17 protein-coding genes and 1 pseudogene are annotated in these 18,853 nt (G+C 59.7%); 10 read left to right on the top strand and 8 right to left on the bottom strand.

What is annotated here, in order from left to right; all coding sequences use genetic code 11:
* Positions 1–4: 4 nt before the first annotated feature.
* Positions 5–814: pseudogene (gene thiD, locus IRY30_RS08305) on the top strand (bifunctional hydroxymethylpyrimidine kinase/phosphomethylpyrimidine kinase); the annotation flags it as partial.
* A gap of 72 nt (positions 815–886) precedes the next feature.
* On the opposite strand, the gene IRY30_RS08300 reads toward thiD, so the two are convergent.
* From IRY30_RS08300 to serC, 3 genes are all read right to left on the bottom strand, one after another.
* On the bottom strand, positions 887–1,819 hold the full coding sequence (locus IRY30_RS08300; protein WP_194556934.1) for a DUF6928 family protein: 933 nt from the start codon (positions 1,817–1,819) through the stop codon (positions 887–889).
* A gap of 12 nt (positions 1,820–1,831) precedes the next feature.
* Positions 1,832–3,082, bottom strand: a complete 1,251-nt coding sequence (sepH, locus tag IRY30_RS08295; protein ID WP_194556933.1) for a septation protein SepH — start codon at positions 3,080–3,082, stop codon at positions 1,832–1,834.
* Between the two features lie 116 nt (positions 3,083–3,198).
* Positions 3,199–4,329 carry a phosphoserine transaminase gene (gene serC, locus IRY30_RS08290; protein WP_194556932.1) on the bottom strand — a complete coding sequence of 377 codons (1,131 nt, stop codon included), beginning with the start codon at positions 4,327–4,329 and terminating at the stop codon, positions 3,199–3,201.
* A 395-nt stretch (positions 4,330–4,724) separates the two neighbouring features.
* Between serC and IRY30_RS08285 the strand changes: the two genes are divergently transcribed.
* The 3 genes from IRY30_RS08285 to IRY30_RS08275 all read left to right on the top strand — a co-directional run bounded on the left by IRY30_RS08285 (position 4,725) and on the right by IRY30_RS08275 (position 8,003).
* Positions 4,725–6,005, top strand: coding sequence for a citrate synthase (locus IRY30_RS08285; protein WP_194556931.1), 1,281 nt, complete (start codon positions 4,725–4,727; stop codon positions 6,003–6,005).
* 213 nt (positions 6,006–6,218) lie between these two features.
* Positions 6,219–6,581 carry an FKBP-type peptidyl-prolyl cis-trans isomerase gene (locus IRY30_RS08280; protein ID WP_194556930.1) on the top strand — a complete coding sequence of 121 codons (363 nt, stop codon included), beginning with the start codon at positions 6,219–6,221 and terminating at the stop codon, positions 6,579–6,581.
* Positions 6,582–7,484: 903 nt separating this feature from the next.
* Positions 7,485–8,003: a hypothetical protein gene (locus tag IRY30_RS08275; protein WP_194556929.1), complete on the top strand. Its 519-nt coding sequence runs from the start codon at positions 7,485–7,487 to the stop codon at positions 8,001–8,003.
* A gap of 226 nt (positions 8,004–8,229) precedes the next feature.
* On the opposite strand, the gene IRY30_RS08270 is transcribed toward IRY30_RS08275, so the two are convergent.
* Genes IRY30_RS08270 through IRY30_RS08255 form a run of 4 tightly spaced genes read right to left on the bottom strand, consistent with a single transcriptional unit; the run spans position 8,230 to position 11,170 of the window.
* On the bottom strand, positions 8,230–9,420 hold the full coding sequence (locus IRY30_RS08270) for an ABC transporter permease (RefSeq protein ID WP_194556928.1): 1,191 nt from the start codon (positions 9,418–9,420) through the stop codon (positions 8,230–8,232).
* Positions 9,417–10,298, bottom strand: a complete 882-nt coding sequence (locus tag IRY30_RS08265) for an ABC transporter ATP-binding protein (protein WP_194556927.1) — start codon at positions 10,296–10,298, stop codon at positions 9,417–9,419. The genes IRY30_RS08270 and IRY30_RS08265 overlap by 4 nt, the downstream gene beginning before the upstream one ends.
* 15 nt (positions 10,299–10,313) lie before the next feature.
* Positions 10,314–10,880, bottom strand: coding sequence for a hypothetical protein (locus tag IRY30_RS08260; protein ID WP_194556926.1), 567 nt, complete (start codon positions 10,878–10,880; stop codon positions 10,314–10,316).
* Positions 10,877–11,170, bottom strand: a complete 294-nt coding sequence (locus tag IRY30_RS08255; RefSeq protein WP_194556925.1) for a helix-turn-helix transcriptional regulator — start codon at positions 11,168–11,170, stop codon at positions 10,877–10,879. The genes IRY30_RS08260 and IRY30_RS08255 overlap by 4 nt, the downstream gene beginning before the upstream one ends.
* A 154-nt stretch (positions 11,171–11,324) precedes the next feature.
* Here IRY30_RS08255 and IRY30_RS08250 point away from each other — a divergent pair, with 154 nt between their 5' ends.
* The gene (locus IRY30_RS08250) at positions 11,325–12,092 is read left to right on the top strand and encodes an enoyl-CoA hydratase (RefSeq protein ID WP_194556924.1); all 768 of its coding nucleotides are present in this window, start codon (positions 11,325–11,327) and stop codon (positions 12,090–12,092) included.
* Positions 12,093–12,167: 75 nt separating this feature from the next.
* On the opposite strand, the gene IRY30_RS08245 is transcribed toward IRY30_RS08250, so the two are convergent.
* The gene (locus IRY30_RS08245) at positions 12,168–12,989 is read right to left on the bottom strand and encodes a class I SAM-dependent methyltransferase (RefSeq protein ID WP_194556923.1); all 822 of its coding nucleotides are present in this window, start codon (positions 12,987–12,989) and stop codon (positions 12,168–12,170) included.
* Between the two features lie 73 nt (positions 12,990–13,062).
* Between IRY30_RS08245 and IRY30_RS08240 the strand changes: the two genes are divergently transcribed.
* The 5 genes from IRY30_RS08240 (at position 13,063) to IRY30_RS08220 (ending at position 18,739) form a co-directional block, all read left to right on the top strand.
* Entirely contained in the window at positions 13,063–14,199 is a 1,137-nt protein-coding gene (locus IRY30_RS08240; RefSeq protein WP_194556922.1) for a CE1758 family FMN-dependent luciferase-like monooxygenase, read from the top strand.
* A gap of 3 nt (positions 14,200–14,202) precedes the next feature.
* A complete protein-coding gene (locus IRY30_RS08235; RefSeq protein WP_194556921.1) occupies positions 14,203–14,862 on the top strand; it encodes a CE1759 family FMN reductase in 660 nt (219 codons plus the stop codon).
* A 232-nt stretch (positions 14,863–15,094) separates the two neighbouring features.
* Positions 15,095–16,453, top strand: coding sequence for a hypothetical protein (locus tag IRY30_RS08230; protein ID WP_194556920.1), 1,359 nt, complete (start codon positions 15,095–15,097; stop codon positions 16,451–16,453).
* 64 nt (positions 16,454–16,517) lie between these two features.
* The gene (locus IRY30_RS08225; RefSeq protein WP_194556919.1) at positions 16,518–17,120 is read left to right on the top strand and encodes a maltokinase N-terminal cap-like domain-containing protein; all 603 of its coding nucleotides are present in this window, start codon (positions 16,518–16,520) and stop codon (positions 17,118–17,120) included.
* Between the two features lie 185 nt (positions 17,121–17,305).
* Positions 17,306–18,739, top strand: a complete 1,434-nt coding sequence (locus tag IRY30_RS08220; protein WP_194556918.1) for a lamin tail domain-containing protein — start codon at positions 17,306–17,308, stop codon at positions 18,737–18,739.
* The last annotated feature ends 114 nt before the right edge of the window (positions 18,740–18,853 follow it).

Raw genomic sequence — 18,853 nt, 5'->3', positions numbered from 1 at the left:
GAACATGCAAGAGATTCCACGGGTGCTATCCATCGCCGGCACAGACCCCACGGGTGGGGCGGGAGTGCAGGCGGACCTGAAGTCCATCGGTGCCGCGGGAGGCTATGGTATGGCCGTGGTGACCGCGCTGGTGGCACAGAACACCCAGGGGGTGCGCGAGGTGCACGCGCCGCCGCAGGAGTTCTTCGAGGCGCAGCTGGCAAGCGTGTTCGACGATGTGACCGTGGATGCGGTGAAGATCGGCATGCTGGGGGATGTGGTGACTGCGGAAACTATCTCTCGTTGGCTGGAGCGCCAGGACGTGCCGATCGTGGTGCTGGATCCGGTGATGGTGGCCACCAGCGGGGATCGCCTCCTTTCCGAGGAAGCTGAGCAGGCGGTGCGCGAGCTGACGCGTCAGGCCACGGTGGTGACCCCGAACCTGCCTGAACTGGCCGTGCTGGTGGAAGGCGAAACCGCGGGCACCCTGGAGGAGGCCATCGAGCAGGCGACGCGCTTTGCCGCGCAGATGAACGTCAGCGTGCTGGTCAAAGGCGGACACCTGGCCAGCGGCCGGGCGGATAATGCCCTGGTGCAGGCAGATGGCAGCGTGCACACCGTGGAAGTGGAGCGCGTGGAAACCAAGAACACTCACGGGACTGGCTGCTCACTCTCCTCGGCTCTGGCTACTCGCCTGGGAGCTGGAGATTCGCCCGAGAAGGCAGTGGAGTGGGCCAGCGAATGGCTCCGCGAATCCATTGAGTTCGCCGATGAGCTGCACGTGGGTCAGGGCAATGGGCCGGTCGATCACTTCCACCGGATGCGACGCCTCGCGCGCGATAACGGCGCTGCTGAGTAGCTCTCGCTGAGGTTCGCTGCTCCTGTGCCGGTCTATTCCGGCGCAGGTCTATTCCGGGGCGTCCGTGGGCGGCTGGGGGGACTTTTCCTGCTTGGGGCGGTCCGTGTTCCGGGCACGGCGGCGCACTTCATCGCCGATCTTTCCAGCCAGCGCGCTGAGCTTCTTCGAGCCTGCCCCAATTGCGCTGCCTGCAGCCTTCGCGAGGTCCACAGCCAGCTGTTTATTGCTGGGTTCCTCGCTGCGAGATGAGCTGCGGAGCTCGGAGTAATCGTCGTACCCTTGCTCGTTGCTGGAGCTGGCGATCTCCTGGGACCTGGAATTACCCCGGCCAGTGAGTCGCTCTGGCTTGATCTCAGCCTTCACCTCTGGCCGGCCATCCGTAGCGAAAGCGCTGATGGGGACGTCCAAATCCGCATCAGCTGGAGAGAATCCCAGCCATTCCTTCTCCGCGGCGCGCGCCAGCTGTGCCGGGATGAAGGGGAGCTGGATGCCTGTTGCGGGAGCATTGCCCGCCCAGAACGAGGACTCGAAGGCGTAGGGGAGACCCTGGTCTTCAAAGACCGTCTCCCGGGTGGCGGAAAACGCGCGCTTGAGCGTGCCACCGGCCCAGTGAGCGAAGGCTCCGTATTCGGCGAATTCCTCCGGGGAGTCGCTGGTCCCCACGGCCACCGCGTACACATCCGTGGAGTTCACCAGGGTGCGGTAGCGCTCCGGGATCTCCGAGATGACCGGCTGGCCGGTGAACACGGTCTGCACCACGGAGAGGCCACCGTAGCCACCGATATAGAATTCATCGACGCCAGGAGGGGCGCTTCGGGTCATGTCAAAATCCCCGATGTGGGTGAGTGGCCAACTGGGGTTGTACTGCGCGAGGTATTTCCGTGCGAACCCGCGATCAGGATGCGGTTCAGCCTCCAGAATGGTGCGTGGCTGGGCGGCCGAAACAAACCAGAGCGTGACCAGAGTCTTGGTGTCTTCCATGGCCGCTAACCCCTACTTCTTCTTACGCGGGTTGGTGCGCACGCCGAGCAGGACGTCTTCCCAATGCGGGGTGACAGACTTGCGCTTGCGCTTGCTGCGCGGGGCATCCGATTCATCATTGGGGTGCAGGAGGAAATCCTCGCGTGGCTCAGCTGGGGAGTCCTCGCGGAGCTCGTTGCCTTGATCGTCGTAGTTATCGTATTCGGAGAAATCATCCTCCGTGGGGTTCGCGTCTAACAGCGGGGTCACCGCGGAAATCCGACGCACCGGTTGACGATAACGAGGATCCACCAGGTCGCTGGCCACTGAATTCAGTGGGTGGGCCAGGGACGGGCCGGAGACCGCTTGCTCGAAGTGGAAATCCGCTTCATGCAGGGAAGCCTGGCCCGCGGATTCCTTTTCCCAGCGCACGGAAATTACCCAGCGACGGGCGGAGTCCTGGAAAGCCACCCATTCGGTATCGCTCACGGTGGAACCGCGGGCGGCCAGAGCCGCTGCGAGAACTTCCCATAGGGTCTGCTTAGAGGGGCCTTCACCGGTCACGGGGTGGGCGGAATGCGCCAACTCCGCGATGCGTGCCCGCTCCTGCAGGATTGGCCAGGCGTAGGGCTCGATCCGGGACTCATCAGTATCTGCCTCTGCCGCCAACTCTTCAATGCTCGCACCATGACGAATGCGATCCTGAATGGTGCGGGGGGTCATGTTGATGCGGATGCGGTGACGCCGCTTCTTCTCTGATTCATCCCTGGCTGCATGGCCGGAGTGGATGGAGCTTGGCTTCTCTGCGCCGGTCGCGTCGGTGCTGGCTGCACTGGTGTTGGTCGTATTGGGGCTGGTGGTGCCAGCGCTGCTGGAACCGGTGCTGAACGGCTCGGTGCTGGTTGCATCGACGCTGCTTGCACCAGCACTGGAGGAAACCCCGGCAATCCCCGCGTCTGGTTGCGCTACATCTGGCTGCTCAGAAGGCTCGTCATCGGTAGCGAAGTTGCCCGTGGACAGCGCGCTGGGAGACGAGACGCTGGAAGCGAGTGCACTGGACGAATCGCTCGCATTGGGCACGCTGCTCAGATGAGAGATACCGCGCCCCAGCTGATCCCCACCAGCATCTGTGTACTCAGATGCTGAGGGGACAGGGTTGGCGTCGGAAAGAAGAGAACACAATTCCTCCGTGACGGGGAGGAAGAACTCCGCTCCGGATTCCACCTCGCGCAGCACCAAGGAGGCGGTATCGCTTTCGGCAAGGATCAGCTTGAGCTCCTGCAAAGGGGGCCTCCTGGGTGAATCGGGGAAGTAGATAGTGGTTCTACCTTAGTAAACGCAACGCGCGCGGCGTGGGAGCAACAGTCCCTTCGCCGCGCGCGATTGCAAAAAACTTCGAATTACGCCTGAGCGTGGCCACCGTCGATGATGAAATCGATGGCTGAGGTCAGCTTGCGCACGTCCTCGGGGTCGATAGCCGGGAACATGCCGATGCGCAGCTGGTTGCGGCCCAGCTTGCGGTAAGGCTCGGTGTCCTGCACGCCGTTAGCGCGGAGGATCTTGGCGATCTTCGCTGCGTCAATCTCATCGGAGAAATCGATGGTGCCCACCACGAGAGAGCGGTTTGCAGGATCCTGCACATAAGCGGAAGCCTCGGGGCGGGACTCGGCCCACTTGTAGAGAATCTCGGAAGACTCGGTGGTGCGCTTGACCATTCCGTCCAGGCCACCATTGGCGTTCATCCACTGCAGCTGGTTATCCAGCATGAGCAGCGTGGCCACCGCTGGGGTGTTGTACGTCTGGTTCTTCAGGGAGTTATCCACCGCGGTCTTCAGATCCAGGAACGCTGGGATGTAGCGATCAGATGCGGCGATTTCCTCCACGCGCTCCAGAGCAGCAGGGGAGAAAGCAGCCAGCCACAGGCCACCATCAGAAGCGAAGCACTTCTGTGGGGAGAAGTAGTAAACGTCCGCTTCCTTGATATCTACGGGAAGGCCGCCGGCGCCGGAGGTGGCGTCGATCAAAACCAAAGCGTCCGTGTCAGGGCGCTTGACCGGCACCATCGCGCCCGTGGAAGTCTCATTGTGAGCCCACGCAACCACATCGGCATCCGTGCCATCCAGCTCAGAAGGGGAAGGAGCCGTTCCAGGCTCAGCCTTCACCACCTGAGGCTCATCCAACCATGGAGCCTGCTTGGAGACAGTGGCGAACTTGCCGGAGAACTCGCCGTAGGTGAGGTGAGCGGACTTCTTGCGGATCAGACCGAAAGATGCGGCATCCCAAAACGCGGTAGCGCCACCCAGGGAAAGGATGATCTCGTAACCCTCAGGGAGCTGGAACAGCTCAGTAAGACCCGAGCGGATAGAACCCACGACATCCTTGACACCCGACTGGCGGTGCGAGGTGCCCATGATGTCTGCGTGATCCTGAATGGCCTGCAGCTGTTCCACGCGCACCTTGGACGGGCCACAGCCAAAGCGTCCATCGGAGGGAATCAGGTCAGCGGGAATGGTGGGGAATTCGTTGCTCAATGCTCTGGGTGCTTTCTACGAGTTTGTTTCAGAAGGAACGGAAACTTCCAACAAGGTTAGTCGGTGGGTAGTCACCCACGCGAGAGTGTGAGAAAAATAGACAAGAAAATATATGGAATGCAGTGGTGAGTGCAGGTGCCTGCAAATGTGGTGGGGGTAGGGGCGAAGATCGTTGGCGAAAGTCCATGTTGTTCAGTTCACAATTTCGCTATTGTGTGGTGAGTCCCATGAATAGTCGCTCCTCCGCACACCGGAGGACGCGCGCCCCGATCCACCAGCGGCACAGCCCACGGTGAAGCAGGGCAAAGGAATAGGGCGAAACAGGGCTACGTGCTAGGCGCTACACTGGAACGCGCTGAAACACTAAGCAAGCGAGCTTCAGAAAGGGATCTCACATGGCTTCCGAAAATGCAGAAAAGGCCGTCCTCCACTACCCAGGTGGAGAATACGAAATGGACATCGTCAAGGCCACCGAAGGCAACGACGGTGTAGCGCTTGGCAAGATGCTGGCCACCACGGGTCTGACCACCCTGGATCCCGGATACGTGAACACCGGATCCACCAAATCCGCCATCACCTACATCGATGGCGACGCCGGAATCCTGCGCTACCGCGGATACGACATTGCAGATCTGGCCAACAAGGCCACCTTCAACGAAGTCTCCTACCTGCTGATCAACGGCGAACTGCCTAACTCTGAGCAGCTGGAAGAGTTCAACCAGAACATCCGGAAGCACACCCTGCTGGACGAGGACTTCAAGTCCCAGTTCCGCGTGTTCCCACGCGATGCCCACCCAATGAGCGTGATGGCATCCTCCGTGAACATCCTGTCCACCTATTACCAGGACAGCCTGGATCCCCTGAACGAGGATTTCCAGAAGCTCAACACCTACCGCCTGATGGCCAAGGTTCCAATGCTCGCTGCTTACGCCTACCGCGCGTCCAAGGGCAAGCCATACATGTACCCAGACAACAAGCTGAACGCGCGCGAGAACTTCCTGCGCAACATGTTCGGCTACCCGACTGAGGACTACGAGCAGGATCCAATCCTGACCAAGGCGCTGGACAAGCTGCTCATCCTGCACGCAGACCACGAGCAGAACTGCTCCACCTCTACCGTGCGCATGGTTGGTTCTTCCCAGGCCAACATCTTCGTTTCCATCGCGGCTGGTATCAACGCGCTGTCCGGCCCGCTGCACGGTGGCGCTAACCAGGCTGTTCTGGAAATGCTTGAGGAGATCCACGATAACGGTGGCGACGCCACCGACTTCATGGAGCGAGTCAAGAACAAGGAGCCTGGCGTGAAGCTCATGGGCTTCGGCCACCGCGTGTACAAGAACTACGACCCACGTGCTGCCATCGTCAAGGAATCCGCACACGAGATCCTCGATCACCTCGGTGGCGATCACCTGCTGGACCTGGCCATGAAGCTGGAAGAGATCGCGCTGGCTGATGACTACTTCATCGAGCGCAAGCTCTACCCGAACGTGGACTTCTACACCGGCCTGATCTACCGCGCCATGGGCTTCCCAACGGACTTCTTCACCGTCCTGTTCGCAATGGGTCGCCTGCCAGGCTGGATCGCTCACTACCTAGAGCAGATCAACGATCCAACCGCGAAGATCAACCGTCCTCGCCAGATCTACACTGGATACCCAGAGCGCAAGCTGCCTTAATCCCGGTTTCTTTCCCCTCCCAACTGGGGAAAGTCACAGTCCCGCGTACTTCCTGCAGCAGTTTTGCACGGAGGCAGCGGGACTTTTTGTTACGCTAGGTGAGATTCGTGTTCGAAAACCGGCGATTGATATCAGTCGCCATGGCACTAAACCCAATGGCCGGGTACCCCGGCTGTGTGGTGCCAGACCACGAGACATACAAGGAGTACTCCCATGAGCAAGCCACAAATTCCCGCCCAGACCGGCCCCGCGCCAGCAGAATTGATCATCGAAGACCTGAGCGTGGGCGAAGGCCCAGAAGCGCTGGCAGGCGGCATGGTGGAAGTGCACTACGTTGGCGTGGACTTCGAGTCCGGCGAAGAGTTCGATTCCTCATGGGATCGCGGACAGTCCATCAAGTTCCCACTCAATGGCCTGATCCAGGGTTGGCAGGAAGGTATCCCCGGCATGAAGGTCGGCGGACGCCGCCAGCTGACCATCCCCCCAGAGTTGGCTTACGGCCCAGCGGGCATGGGTCATCCTCTTTCTGGCCGGACGTTGGTCTTCATCATTGATCTTCTCGACGCCCAAAGCTAGATTCTCTTCCACTTTTCCCGAGATTGACTGCTGATCTCGGCTGACCCGCTGATTTGCGGGTGACCCGCTGCTGTGTGCTTATGCGCTCATGGTGGCGGGTTTTTGCTGTTTGGGGCGGTGCGGGGTTGTGTGGGGGGTGGTTGTTTGATGGTTTATGGGGCTGGTGGGTGGTTTATCGGGGTGCGGGGAACGTTCGTCGGGCTTAGTCGCGGACATCAGTCTGCGAACTGCGATTTTGTTGGCGTGGGTGCGGATATACGGGACGTTTGTACGGATCGGGGTGAGCTGCCGCGCTGAGGGGAGTGCTGGTGGTGAACTGCTGGGTTGGGGGTTGTGCTGGTGGAGCGATGGCGTGCATTGCACCCCTGAAATAGGATGAGCAGCATGAACCAGGCTGGGGGGCCGTTGATCTCAACGCGGGGCAAGGAGCCGAAACATAGGCGGAAGATATTTCAGATGGCCAGCGCAGGTTCCCTGACCAAGTTGGAAAGAGGCGTTTACGTAGATTCCCAGACACTCCCGTATAGAGAGCTCGCGGACTACGGAATGTGCATTGCGGCTGCGGCTGTAGCCAGGCCACAGTGTCTGGTGGTGGGTCGATCAGCTGCCTGGGTATATGGGCTTGCTGAGGTGACGAGGTGGCGTCGAAAGAAAGAAAGAGAAGAGGTGGAGCTAGGGCATACTGAATCTCCCCGGCAAGAGCGCACGGAGGTAGCGGGCCGGGCGGTCATGCATCGGATGGTTTCGACGGACGTGGTGCGCCGGTCGAGGGCGTTGAGTTGGGGATATGGGGAAATAAAAGTATGTGGGGTGGCGGAGGCATGCGCGCAGCTGGCGAGATGGCACGGGATTGAGCAGGCTGTGGTTGCCGCGGAGGATGCACTGCATCGTGGACTGATCAATATGGATGAGGTGAAGGGTGCCTTCGCCAGGCGTGCTCATGGGGCGCCACGGGCGAAGGAAGCGCTGAATCTGATCACGCGCTGGTCCGAAAGCCCGCGAGAGTCTGAGCTGAAGGTCCTCATGAAACTGGCGGGGCTTCGAGCGCCTTATCAGCAGGTTTCTATCTTTCGGGCGGATGGGAAATTTCTCGGCCGCGTGGATTTCATGTTCGCCAATGGAGTGGTGGTGGAGTACGACGGGGAGAGCAAGCATCGCGAGGCGGATCTAGATTATGCGGGAGACTATCAGGGAGAGGAGAGTATCCGGGCGGAACGGCAACGCGAGCGGCTGATCCTGAACGAGGGATTTACCGTGGTCCGCGTGGATAAATCCAGTTTCCGGGACGGCTCGTGGGTTCGTGCGCTGAAGCTGCGGCTCGCACAGTGGGATGAACGGCCGGTGGATCTCAGTGACGTGAGGGTCTCTGCGCGAGGGAAAGCGTGGAAAGTCCGAGGGGACGAGGGGTTTTTGAGACGTTAGTTCTGGTGGTGGGTTGTGTGGCGGTGTTGGTAATCGCAGTGGTGGGTTGTGCGACGGGGAAAGATAGCTGAGGATCGTTGGGGACGATCGTCGGGATTACCCGCAAGCCGGATCTCATGAGCTGGGCTTTTGGAGGTGCCGGTGCGGGTATTCGGGACGTTCGTCTGTTGGTGGGCTGGCTGGCTGGTTGAGGGGGGTGCCGGCCAGCCAGGGAGTAAGACGCTGGCTAGGAGCCCTTCAGCGCCTTCGCCCACGTCAGCTTGGAGCCGTTGTGCAGGATGGCGTTTCGGTAAATCTTGGCCACCAGCAGCATCACCAGCACAGTGGCGACGGCCGCCACAGCGAAGGAGGCCATAACCATCGGCATGCTCATATTTCCGCTCGCATACTGTACCGGCGCCACGGTCAAGCTGAATGGCGGAATCCAGGTCAGTACCTGCATCACGGTGGAATCCAGCATGGACCAGCCGAATAGCGGCGCGTAAATCATGCCCATCACGAAGATGAGGATCGGGGCCTGGGTGGACTGGAGGTCTTCGGTGCGGGAAACCATCGAGCCGGCAGCAGCGTACAGGCCGCCGAAGAACAACAATCCGAGGATGAAGGACAATGCCATCATCGGCATCACGGTGAGGTCCAGTTCGAAATCATCCAGCAGTCCGGTGGCGGACACTGCAATCGCTCCAGCGCCCAGGATCAGCACGCTGGCAGCGATGCCCATCAGTGCATTCGCCAGCAGTTTGCCCGCCAAGAAGTCCAGCGGACGCACGGATGCGAGGATGATCTCCACCACGCGGGAGGACTTCTCCTCCGTAACGCGAGAACCGATATTGCCCGCGAACAGCATGATGATGAAGCTCAGCAAGCTCACGCCGATCAACACCGTGACAACCGCGCCAATATTGGCTTCGGTGGAGTCATCCTTGCTGATGTCCACGGGAGTGAACGTGCTGGCCGGCAGAGCCGCATTGAAGTCCTGCGGGTTCACATTCAGGGATTCCAGCGCTGAGTTCTGTGCGTTGGCCGCAAGCACGGTGCTCACCGAACTGACGATTTCGGGATCCGCGGTGCCGTCGCTGAACAGCTCATATGTAGCTTCTGGGCCGGTGCCTTTGGCGACAAGGGCGGCGTCGGTCCCATCTTTAACAGCTTGCTTGGCCGCATCCGGCGAATCAACGGTAGAAACGTCCAGGTCGCCGGCCTGCGCAAAGGAATCAGCGGGCATTCCGACCACCGCGAGGCTCTGCTGCCCCTCGTCCTTGCCCATGAAATAGCTGGCGGCGATGGTGCCACCGATGGTGAAGATGAGGGTCAGCGCGATGGTGAACATGATGCCCTTGGAGCGCAGGAGCACCGAAATTTCGCGGCCAGCGACCGTCTTGATGGTGTTGGCGCTGGAGTATTTTTGGGTGCTCATGCTTGGACTACCTCTCGGAAAAGTTCGGTGAGATCTGGAACCTTGCGGCCGAATCCGTGCACAGGTCCGGCGTTCAGGGCGGCTTGGAGTAGTTCTTGATCGCGCTCGACGGAATCCACTTCCACCAGCACAGATTCGGGAGTTTCGGAGACCAGCCGCGCCCATTCGGGCAACCAGCCGCGGGCTGGGGTGAGCACCTCAAAGTGGATGGGTCCGCGGGTGCGCAGCTCGTTCACGGTGCCTTCGGTGCGCATGGAACCGTTGACGATGATGCCCACGCGGTCGCACAAACGCTGCACCAGATCCAGCTGGTGGGAGCTGAAAATCACGGGCACGCCCTCATTCGCGCGCTCGCGCAGCATCTCGCTCATTACGTTGACGGCCACGGGGTCCAGGCCGGAGAACGGCTCATCGAGGATCAGCAGCTCCGGATCGTGGATCAGCGACGCGGCCAGCTGCACGCGCTGCTGGTTGCCCAGGGAGAGCTCGTCCAGCTTGTCGTTCATCCGCTCGCCCAGGCCGAGGCGTTCCAGCAGGCTCTCGGCATTCTTCTTCGACGCCGCCTTGTCCATGCCGTGCAGTCGACCAAAAAAGGCCAGCTGATCGGCCAGTTTTTCTTTCGCGTACAGGCCGCGTTCTTCCGGCATGTAGCCAATTTTTCGACGCAACGTATCGTCCATAGGCTTCTCGCCCAGGCGAACTTCTCCCGTATCGGAGGCAAGCACGCCGAGTGCAATACGCATGGTGGTGGATTTACCGGCACCGTTGGATCCGACAAAGCCGTAGAGCTCGCCCGGATGGACGCTGAAGGTCATGTCTTTGAGGACGTGTTTGTCACCATAGCTTTTATTGAGGTGATCAATGTGGAGGGCTTCCATGGAGGCAAATCCTTTCTAATTATTTTCGGGGTAACTCGCGGGGAAATTCCTCGCGTACCCAATTGCGGGCAATGATGAAAAGGTGATGTAGAGCAGCAGGCTGATCAGGCCGAGGAAGTACATCCAGCTTGAGGTGTTTTTACCCAGGAACTCGGAACTGGTTTCGCCGAGGCCGAGGGAGACACCGATGAAAACCAGCAGCCCACCCATTGCCAGCAGGCTCCAGGACACTCCGACGTAGGCACGCCGACGCCAGTGATCCAATACCGCGCTTTCGTATTCATCGAGCACGTCCAGCGGTGCGGTATCCCGGGAGCCAATGGTGATGCGGAGCATGGTCCAGGAAACGCACATGATCACCGTGAAGGGGAGCCACAGGAAGAGTGCTGGGACGTAAAAGAGGAAAGCGAATGCGGTGAAGAATCCCAGGCCGAGAGAGCCGATAAAAATGTTGATGAGCAGTTGTTGGCGCTGCGGGGTGCGCCAATTGGGGATCATCTTCTCGGTTTTCTCTTGATTCTTCTGCCAGCGAATTGATGCAGCGGAGCGGGAGCGAAAGTGGCTGGAGGGGGCTTCGATCATGAGTTTTCCTTTCCGACTCCCGCGTGGAATGGAAGGGAGTTGTAGATTTCGGTGGACATGGGGTGGAAGGATTTCCGACTGAATACGGCTTCGACTGGGAGTTCAAAAACCTCGCAGATCTTGAAGGCGAGGTCGAGACTCGGAGAGTGATCTCCGCGTTCGATGGCGCCGATGGATTGGGGGTTGACGTCGATGAGATTGGCAAGTGTGGCGCGTGACATGTCCCGTTCAGCACGCAACACGCGAATCCGGTTGTGGATTGGTCGCTCGGGTTTCTTACGGGGGGACATGCAACATAGTGTTGTATAAACGCAACGGTTTGTCGACCTGAAATGAATCTTCCCCCCCTGTGCAACGTGCGCCTGGCATGCGCGCACTTTGCAGGGTGGGGCTGACCGGGAAGAATCCAGGTAGTGCGCACCTCAACACGGATAGAGTGAGTTTATGACTGTGGAAGTGGGGCGCGATGGCGCTATCGGCATCATCACGTTGAATGATCCGGATCGGCGCAACGCGTTGGATGCGGCGAAGGCTCAGAAGATTGCCGAGGCCGTGCGGGGATTCGCTGGTTCGCCGGACGTTGCTGGCGCGCCAGCTGGGGAGGCTGGGCAGCCCGTGCGCGCGATCTTGCTGCGCGCGCAGGGCCCAGCCTTTTGCGCAGGCGCGGACCTGGCCGGGGGAGTGTATGCCACGGAGTTTTTCGAATCAATCACGCAGATGCTTCAGGCCATTACCAATAGCCCACTACCCGTGATTGCGGACGTGCAAGGCCCGGCGGTGGGTGCCGGATGCCAATTGCTATTGGCCTGCGACCTGCGCGTATTCGGCGAAAAGGCCGCGATCTGGGTGCCGGCCGCAGAGCACGGTTTCGCGCTGGATGCGTGGACGCACGAGCGCCTCAAGGAAATGCTCGGTGGTGCCGTGGCGCGCAACGTGATGATTGGCGCGGCCAAGGTGGGCAGTGAGCAGGCGGTGGCACTGGGGTTTGCGGTCAAGATTGGGGACGACGCCACAGCTCTCGACTACGCCCACTCCATGGCTGCGTTGTCACCGCTGTCCATGGAGCACTCCAAGCGGGTCCTTAACTCACCCGATCCCTCCCAGGATGAATCTCTGGAAAAGCTCTTCTACGCCGCGTGGGCCAGCGAAGATGTGAAGGAGGCGCGGGCAGCTCGCAAGGAGCGCCGCGCGCCGAAATTCACCGGGCGTTAGGGATACCGGGCGCTACGGGTATCGGGCACTAGGGGCATCCGGTCGCTAGGGATACTGCGCGCTAGGAATATCGCGTTAAGCCTTGCGCGCGATGACCTCCACGTGCGGCATCAAGAATAGAGAGCCGGGGGTTTGTGCCCAGGTATTCCAACCGTCCACGATCTGCTCAATCGCCTCATCGGCAGATTCTCCGAGTGCCTGGGCGGCCAGCTCGCGGTAGTTTTCCTCCTGTGTGCGCTGACTCCATGAGCTCGCCAGAGTCTGCTTTTCCTCGGCGGAACCATAGGTCCAGTTGCTGGAGCTCACCGTGAGATCACTCAGTCCGGCCTGCGTGAACCAGTAGGGAAGGTGACGCCCGGCATTCGGCTGGTTTCCGTTGAGGTCGGAGATCACGCTGAACACTGCGCGCCAGCGGGAAAGCCCAGGAGTGGGCGGGTACCAGAGCATCGCGCCGTAATCGATTTCCCGGCTAGTGATCAATCCGCCAGGGCGAGTGACTCGCGTAAATTCTTTGAGGGCGGCGATGGGATCGGATACGTGGTGCAGCATCTGGGAGGCGAAGACGATATCGAAGGAATTGTCTTCGAAGGGCAGGGAGCTGGCGTCGGAAAGAAAAAATTCTGTACCCAAACCACGGTCAGTGGCCAGATTAAGGGCGGTAGCAATGGCGGATTCGGAGGAATCGGCGCCGGTGACCTGCGAGGAGGAGCCGCCGAGTTGGGCGATGCGATCGGCCAGATCCAGGGTGATGGTTCCGGGTCCGCAGCCGACGTCCAGCAAGCGCGTGTCCGCCGTGAGGTGGGGAAGGAGGAAGGCGGCGGAATCCTCGGCGCTGCGAGCTGCGTGAACGTGCTGGGCGTGGCCTTCGCCGTGCAGGTAAGTGTGATCGTGAGACATGCGAAATACCTTACGCTTCCTGCTTAAATCGAAAGTAGTTGACACGTCACCTAACTTGTGTGATACTTGAGCCATGCAAATAGGAATTTTCACAATCGGAGATGTCACCCCCAACCCAGTTACCGGTGAAACCCCCTCGGAGCACGAGCGCATCGAGGCCACCGTAGCCATCGCCAAGAAGGCCGAAGAAGTAGGCCTGGACGTGTTCGCCACGGGCCAGCACCACAACCCGCCATTTATCGCTCCTGCCAACCCACCGATCCTCATGGCGCACCTCGCGGCGCAGACGGAAAAGCTGCAATTTTCTACCGCGACCACGCTGATTACCACCACGGATCCAGTGCGCATCGCCGAGGATTACGCCTACGCACAGCACCTCACCGGAGGTCGCGTGGATCTGATGATGGGACGCGGCAACACCGGCGCGGTTTACCCATGGTTCGGCGCGGATATCCGCAAGGGCCTGCCATTAGCAATCGAGAATTACCACCTGCTGCGCCGGCTGTGGCGCGAGGATGTAGTGGATTGGCGCGGCGAGTTTCGTACCCCGCTGCAGCAGTTCACGTCCACCCCTCGCCCGCTGGATCACACCCCGCCGTTCGTGTGGCACGGCTCCATCCGCTCCCCGGAGATCGCCGAGCAGGCCGCGTTTTATGGCGACGGATTCTTCCACAACCATATTTTCTGGAACATCGAGCACACCGAGCAGATGGTGAACCTGTACCGCCAGCGCTTCGAGCACTACGGTCATGGTTCCGCCGACCAGGCAATCGTGGGTTTGGGTGGGCAGTTCTTCGCTGCTGATACCGAGGCAGAGGCCAAGAAGTACTTCCGCCCATTCTTCGATAACGCGCCGGTGTACGGCCATGGTCCTTCTCTGGAGGACTTCAGCGAAATGACCCCGCTGACCGTGGGCACCCCGGAGCAGATCGCCGAGCGCTACGTGGGTTACGCCGATCGCGTGGGCGATTACCAGCGCCAGATGTTCCTGCTGGATCACGCCGGTCTGCCCCTGGACGTGGTGCTGGAGCAGGTGGAAATCCTGGGCACGCAGATCGCGCCGGTCATCCGCAAGGAGATGGATCTGCGCCGCCCAGCTCACGTGCCGAGCGATCCTCCGACCCACGCTTCGTTGGTGGCTGCCGGTCCGGATAGCCCTCACCACCTGGTTCAACCTGCACAGACCCAACCTGCACAAACACAGGAGTAAGACATGAAAAAGCTAGTGGTTCTCACCGCGGGCCTCTCTAGCCCGTCGACCACCCGCATGCTGGCCGAGCAAGTGGCCGCGGCCGTGGAAGCCCAGGTAACCAAGCGCGGCGAGGGTGTGGAGGTGGAATTCGTGGAGATTCGCGAATACGCCCAGGACTTGGCGCAATTCATGACCACCCATGTGCCCACCCAGCACTTGCGGGCCGTGCAGGAAAAGGTGACGGCGGCCGATGCGTTGGTCGCCGTGACCCCCGTTTTTTCGGCCAGCTATTCGGGCCTGTTCAAGATGTTTATCGACGCCCTCTCCACCGACTCACTCAATTCCATGCCCGTGCTGATCGCCGCCACCGCGGGAACCCCGCGCCATCAACTGGTTCTGGATTTCGCCATGCGTCCGCTGTTCACGTACCTGCGGGCCACGGTGATGCCCACCGGAGTTTTCGCTGCAACCGAGGACTTCGGCGGAACCACCGACATGGCACCACGCGTGGAGCGAGCTGCCTCAGAGCTGGCTAGCTACATGGTCCGCGCTGATGGAGAGGTGGCTGGGTTGGCACCAGCAGAATTCACTGGCGGTACTCCGCGCCGGGATGCGGGAACACAGGTGAGTGGCGGAGGCATGGATTTCGCCTCACTGCTGAAGGGGCATACGGGGGACTAGCCTGTGATTTTCTAGACAAGTTGGCTGGATACGCATGCTCCGGGAAGTACGCTGAACAATTGTGCTCAGTAATCTTCCCGCCCAGTCGCCGTACCGTCCAGCCAGATTGAGTTCCGCGCTCATGTGCGCGGGACTCTTCTTTGCATTCACCGGTGCGCCAGTTGCAGCAGCAGGAGCTCCGGAAACGTTGAACCCTGCTGTGCCTACGGGGGTCTCCGCACAGAATCAAGGAATGAGCGGGCTGGGCCCGGTTGGCACTGCCACCATGCATGGCGATGCCCAATCCAGCGACACCACCCCGCATCCTGGGCCGGGCAACCGTGGTCTTTCCGTCGTTCACAAGACCAAATTCGCAGCGTGCCCCACCATTCTCATGGATTCCACCGGCATGGTGTGGACGCTGTGCACCAAGATCGCTGGGCGGGCTCCGGTAGCGGAGATCCTTGACCCCGCAACAGGGGACACGCTTGCCTCGCTGGATATCGAGAAAGGCGCGCTGCTCGGGGGCGTGTACGCCTACTTGGATGATCACGATAGATTGGTGCTGGTCAACGGCAAGAATGAACTGCTCAAAATCAGCAAACACCACAATCCGGATGGAACGTGGGGCTTGGCAGCGCAGCAGCGCATCGATGTCTCTCACTTTGTGAATAGCGGAGGGAGCCAGGACGATGGGGTGGTGGGGCTGACCCCAGATACACAGGGCAATATTTGGCTTGCTACGCGCGAGGGCAAAGTTGGCATTGTCCCCGCAGAAGCGGATGGTTCCCGCATCCCAGAGATTGAGCACGTGAATTTCCCGAATGGTGAGCGGGTGGATAATTCGATTTCTGCTTCTCAACAGGGCGTGGCAATCGCCACTTCACACGCGCTTTATCTACTGGATTCTGAGACGGATCAGAAGTCCGGTGCTGTGACTCCGCGCATTGCCTGGAGAAATTCTTATGACCGGGGTAGCGCGCGTAAACCTGGCCAATTGAGTTGGGGAAGTGGGGCGACTCCCTCATTTTTCGGCCCAGCGGGTAACGACGAATACGTGACCATTACCGATAACGCCGATGGGCAGAGCAATTTGCTGGTGTTTAAATCCACGGACGGATCCCTTGTCTGCAAACAGGGGATATTTGGCACTAGCGGCAGCGGCACGGAGAATTCCGCAATTGCCTATTCAGATAGCGTGATCGTGGCCAGCACTTATGGTTATCCATATCCCACCGTTCCGGAAGGAGCTGGCCCTAGTAATCCGCCACTTGCCCCCTTTGTGGGTGGCATGGAGAAAATTCAGGTGAAGGCTAATGGGGAGGGCTGCGAGAAGCAATGGGATAAGCCAATTGCTTCTTCCGCAGTGCCGAGGTTATCCACTGCGGACAACACTATTTACACAATGGAACGCCCCAGTTTTCACGGGATAACTGGCCTGGGGTTTGATGCGATCACGATTGATGCAAACACGGGCAATGTGACTTCCCGGACGAGGATAGCGGAAACTCCACTGCAGGATTCATTGCAAATGGTGGGCACTATTTCTCCGGATGGCGTGTGGTGGCAGGGCACCATTTCCGGAGTGGTTCGTATGCAAGCAGTGGAGTGATTTCATACAGACTGTTTAATTTGCCCTGACGAATGTGACTTTCTTCGCACGTAGGATGAAGGTCATGGAACATAAGGCAGAGATTTTCTTCAATGCAGAACTCGATCCAGGCAAGGAACATTTCCAGCGCGCATTCCTCCAGAGCGCTGGAAAGTTAGCAGAAGACGAGAAATTCGATGTGCATTCTGCGTGGCGGATGGTAGATCCCGATGGGGTAGTGGGCATGGAAATTTTTCTCGCGGAAATCCCCGGCCAGCAAGCCCTGGTGCAGATACCCGTGACCTATCGGCCAAAGCCTTTGGGCCCTGAGCTGGATGGGGCGTTGTTGGGGAAGATGCAGCACTCCGAACTGGGCGAGCGCTGGGTCTACGATGCCCGCCAGGATCCCGTTTTCCAACGCGAATTGACCCGCACCATTGAAGAGCAGCTGCCCGCTGCATGGAACAAGGACATGGAAAATGGGGAGATCACCCCTCCTGACGTGGAACTGCTCAGCGCGCCGAGCGGCTCTGCACCGGATGGTTCTGGAACAGATGGCGTCGGTGTGACAGATCTGAAGATCACGCTGGAGCTCAGCGAGTCGAGTACTCCTGCGCCGGGAGAACTACTGGCCACGTGGCAGCGCGGAGATGAGCAGGTAACAACCGTGGTGGCTCAGAAGCGCTAACCCAGACGCGCTAACCCTGAAGCGTTTTTTGGAATTGCCTATGAGCGTGGCAGGCTCCTTGCTTGCGCAAAACCCGGGATAGCCTGCGTGTTCTCCCGGTATTAATCCAATGGCCCCCGGGTGTTCATTGAGTGTGGATAGGTTCAAGAGGTCGTTTTCAAGAAACTCTCAGGAATGGAACATTCATGACCCGTCGCAGTCTTGCTGCCGTGCTCACGGTGGCTATTGCCACCAGCGTTTTTGCTGTCCCCGCCCAGGCAGCACCCACCAGTCCGATCGTGATCAACGAGGTGGAATCCAACGGGGATCCCGTTGGCGACTGGGTAGAGCTGGCTAACACCAACCACAATGAAACCTTGGATATCAGTGGATGGAGCGTGGTGGATAACGATGACAAGCACCAGCGCATCGTGATCCCAGAAGGCACCACCATCGAGTCCGGTGGATACTTCAGCCTCTACACGGAGGGCAACGCTCTTCCCGGTGGCGGTTTTGGACTCGGCGGCAAGGATTCCGTTCGCCTGTTCAACAAGGACGGCGAGATGGTTGAGCAGACCACGTGGGATGGACATGCTGAGACCACCTGGGGTCGCCTCCCAGACATGACCGGTGATTTCGGAGTGACTCGTGAAGCTACGCGCTCAGCGAAGAACGTTGGCGGAAACACCCCAGATCCAGTGGTTCACCAGCCTTGGCCATTCGATCCGCAGGAGATCCAGAACGTGGATCTGGGTCCAGAATTCGCTGTTGAGGACATGTCTGGCGTCGATTTCGATGCAAACGGCCGCGCATGGATCGTCAACAACGACCAAGGCACCCTGTTCGCCCTGGATTACAAGGAGAACAAGTACTCCGTCGCAGGAACCTGGAACCTGAAGTATGCCGATGGTTCCGGACTGCCAGATGCCGAAGGTGTCACCGTGACCAAGGACGGCCTGTACGTGGCTACCGAGCGGGATAACGCGAACAAGAACACCTCCCGTCCATCCGTCTTGCGCTTCAACATCCCAACCCAGACCGGTGGAGACCTCTCCGCCACCAACGAGTGGAACCTGGGCCAGTTCTTGCCAGCAACACTTGGTGCGAATGCCGGCCTCGAGGCTATCTCCGCAGTGCCCGGCGGATTTGCAGCTGGCGTGGAAGGCACCGGCGAGGTGCTGTTCGTGGACCTCGCAGGAGCAGAGCCCACGCTGGTTCAGCGTTACCAGTCACCATTCAAGGGCGTGATGGCCCTGGATTACCGTGAGAACCAGCTACGCGTGATGTGTGATGAGGCATGTGAAGGTGCCTCTATCCTGCTGGAAAAGGGCACCGAATGGGCACCTGTTTCTGAGGTTCAGGCTCGCCCCGCGGCAATGGGGAACTTCGCAAATGAGGGTTTCGCTTCCTACAGCGATGGCTGCTCCACTCGCTTCCTGTGGGCGGATGATGGAGTGTCCAATGGCACCTCAATGCGCGCGGCCATGACCGGCACTCCTTGCGTGGATGAAGATGAATCTTCCTCTCTGGGAAGCCTGGATGGTTCTACCTTCAAGCCATTCTTCGAGTTCATCTTCGGTGTGCTGTCCACCGTTGGTGGAACTGAGTTCTTCGAGTGGATTAAGTCTCTGCTGAAGTAACTCAGCTGCGCGCCGAACTCTAGAGGCGCATAGCTAAAGGGTGCTACCAGGAAAGTATTTCCGGTAGCGCCCTTGTTTAGTTTCCGGGGCTTTTCGCAAAGCCTTTGAGGAACC

It is taken from the genome of Corynebacterium suicordis DSM 45110, assembly GCF_015351405.1.
Taxonomy (GTDB): Bacteria; Actinomycetota; Actinomycetes; order Mycobacteriales; family Mycobacteriaceae; genus Corynebacterium; species Corynebacterium suicordis.
The sequence above is the reverse complement of the archived record's forward strand: the minus strand, read 5'-3'. Positions and strand labels throughout refer to the sequence as shown.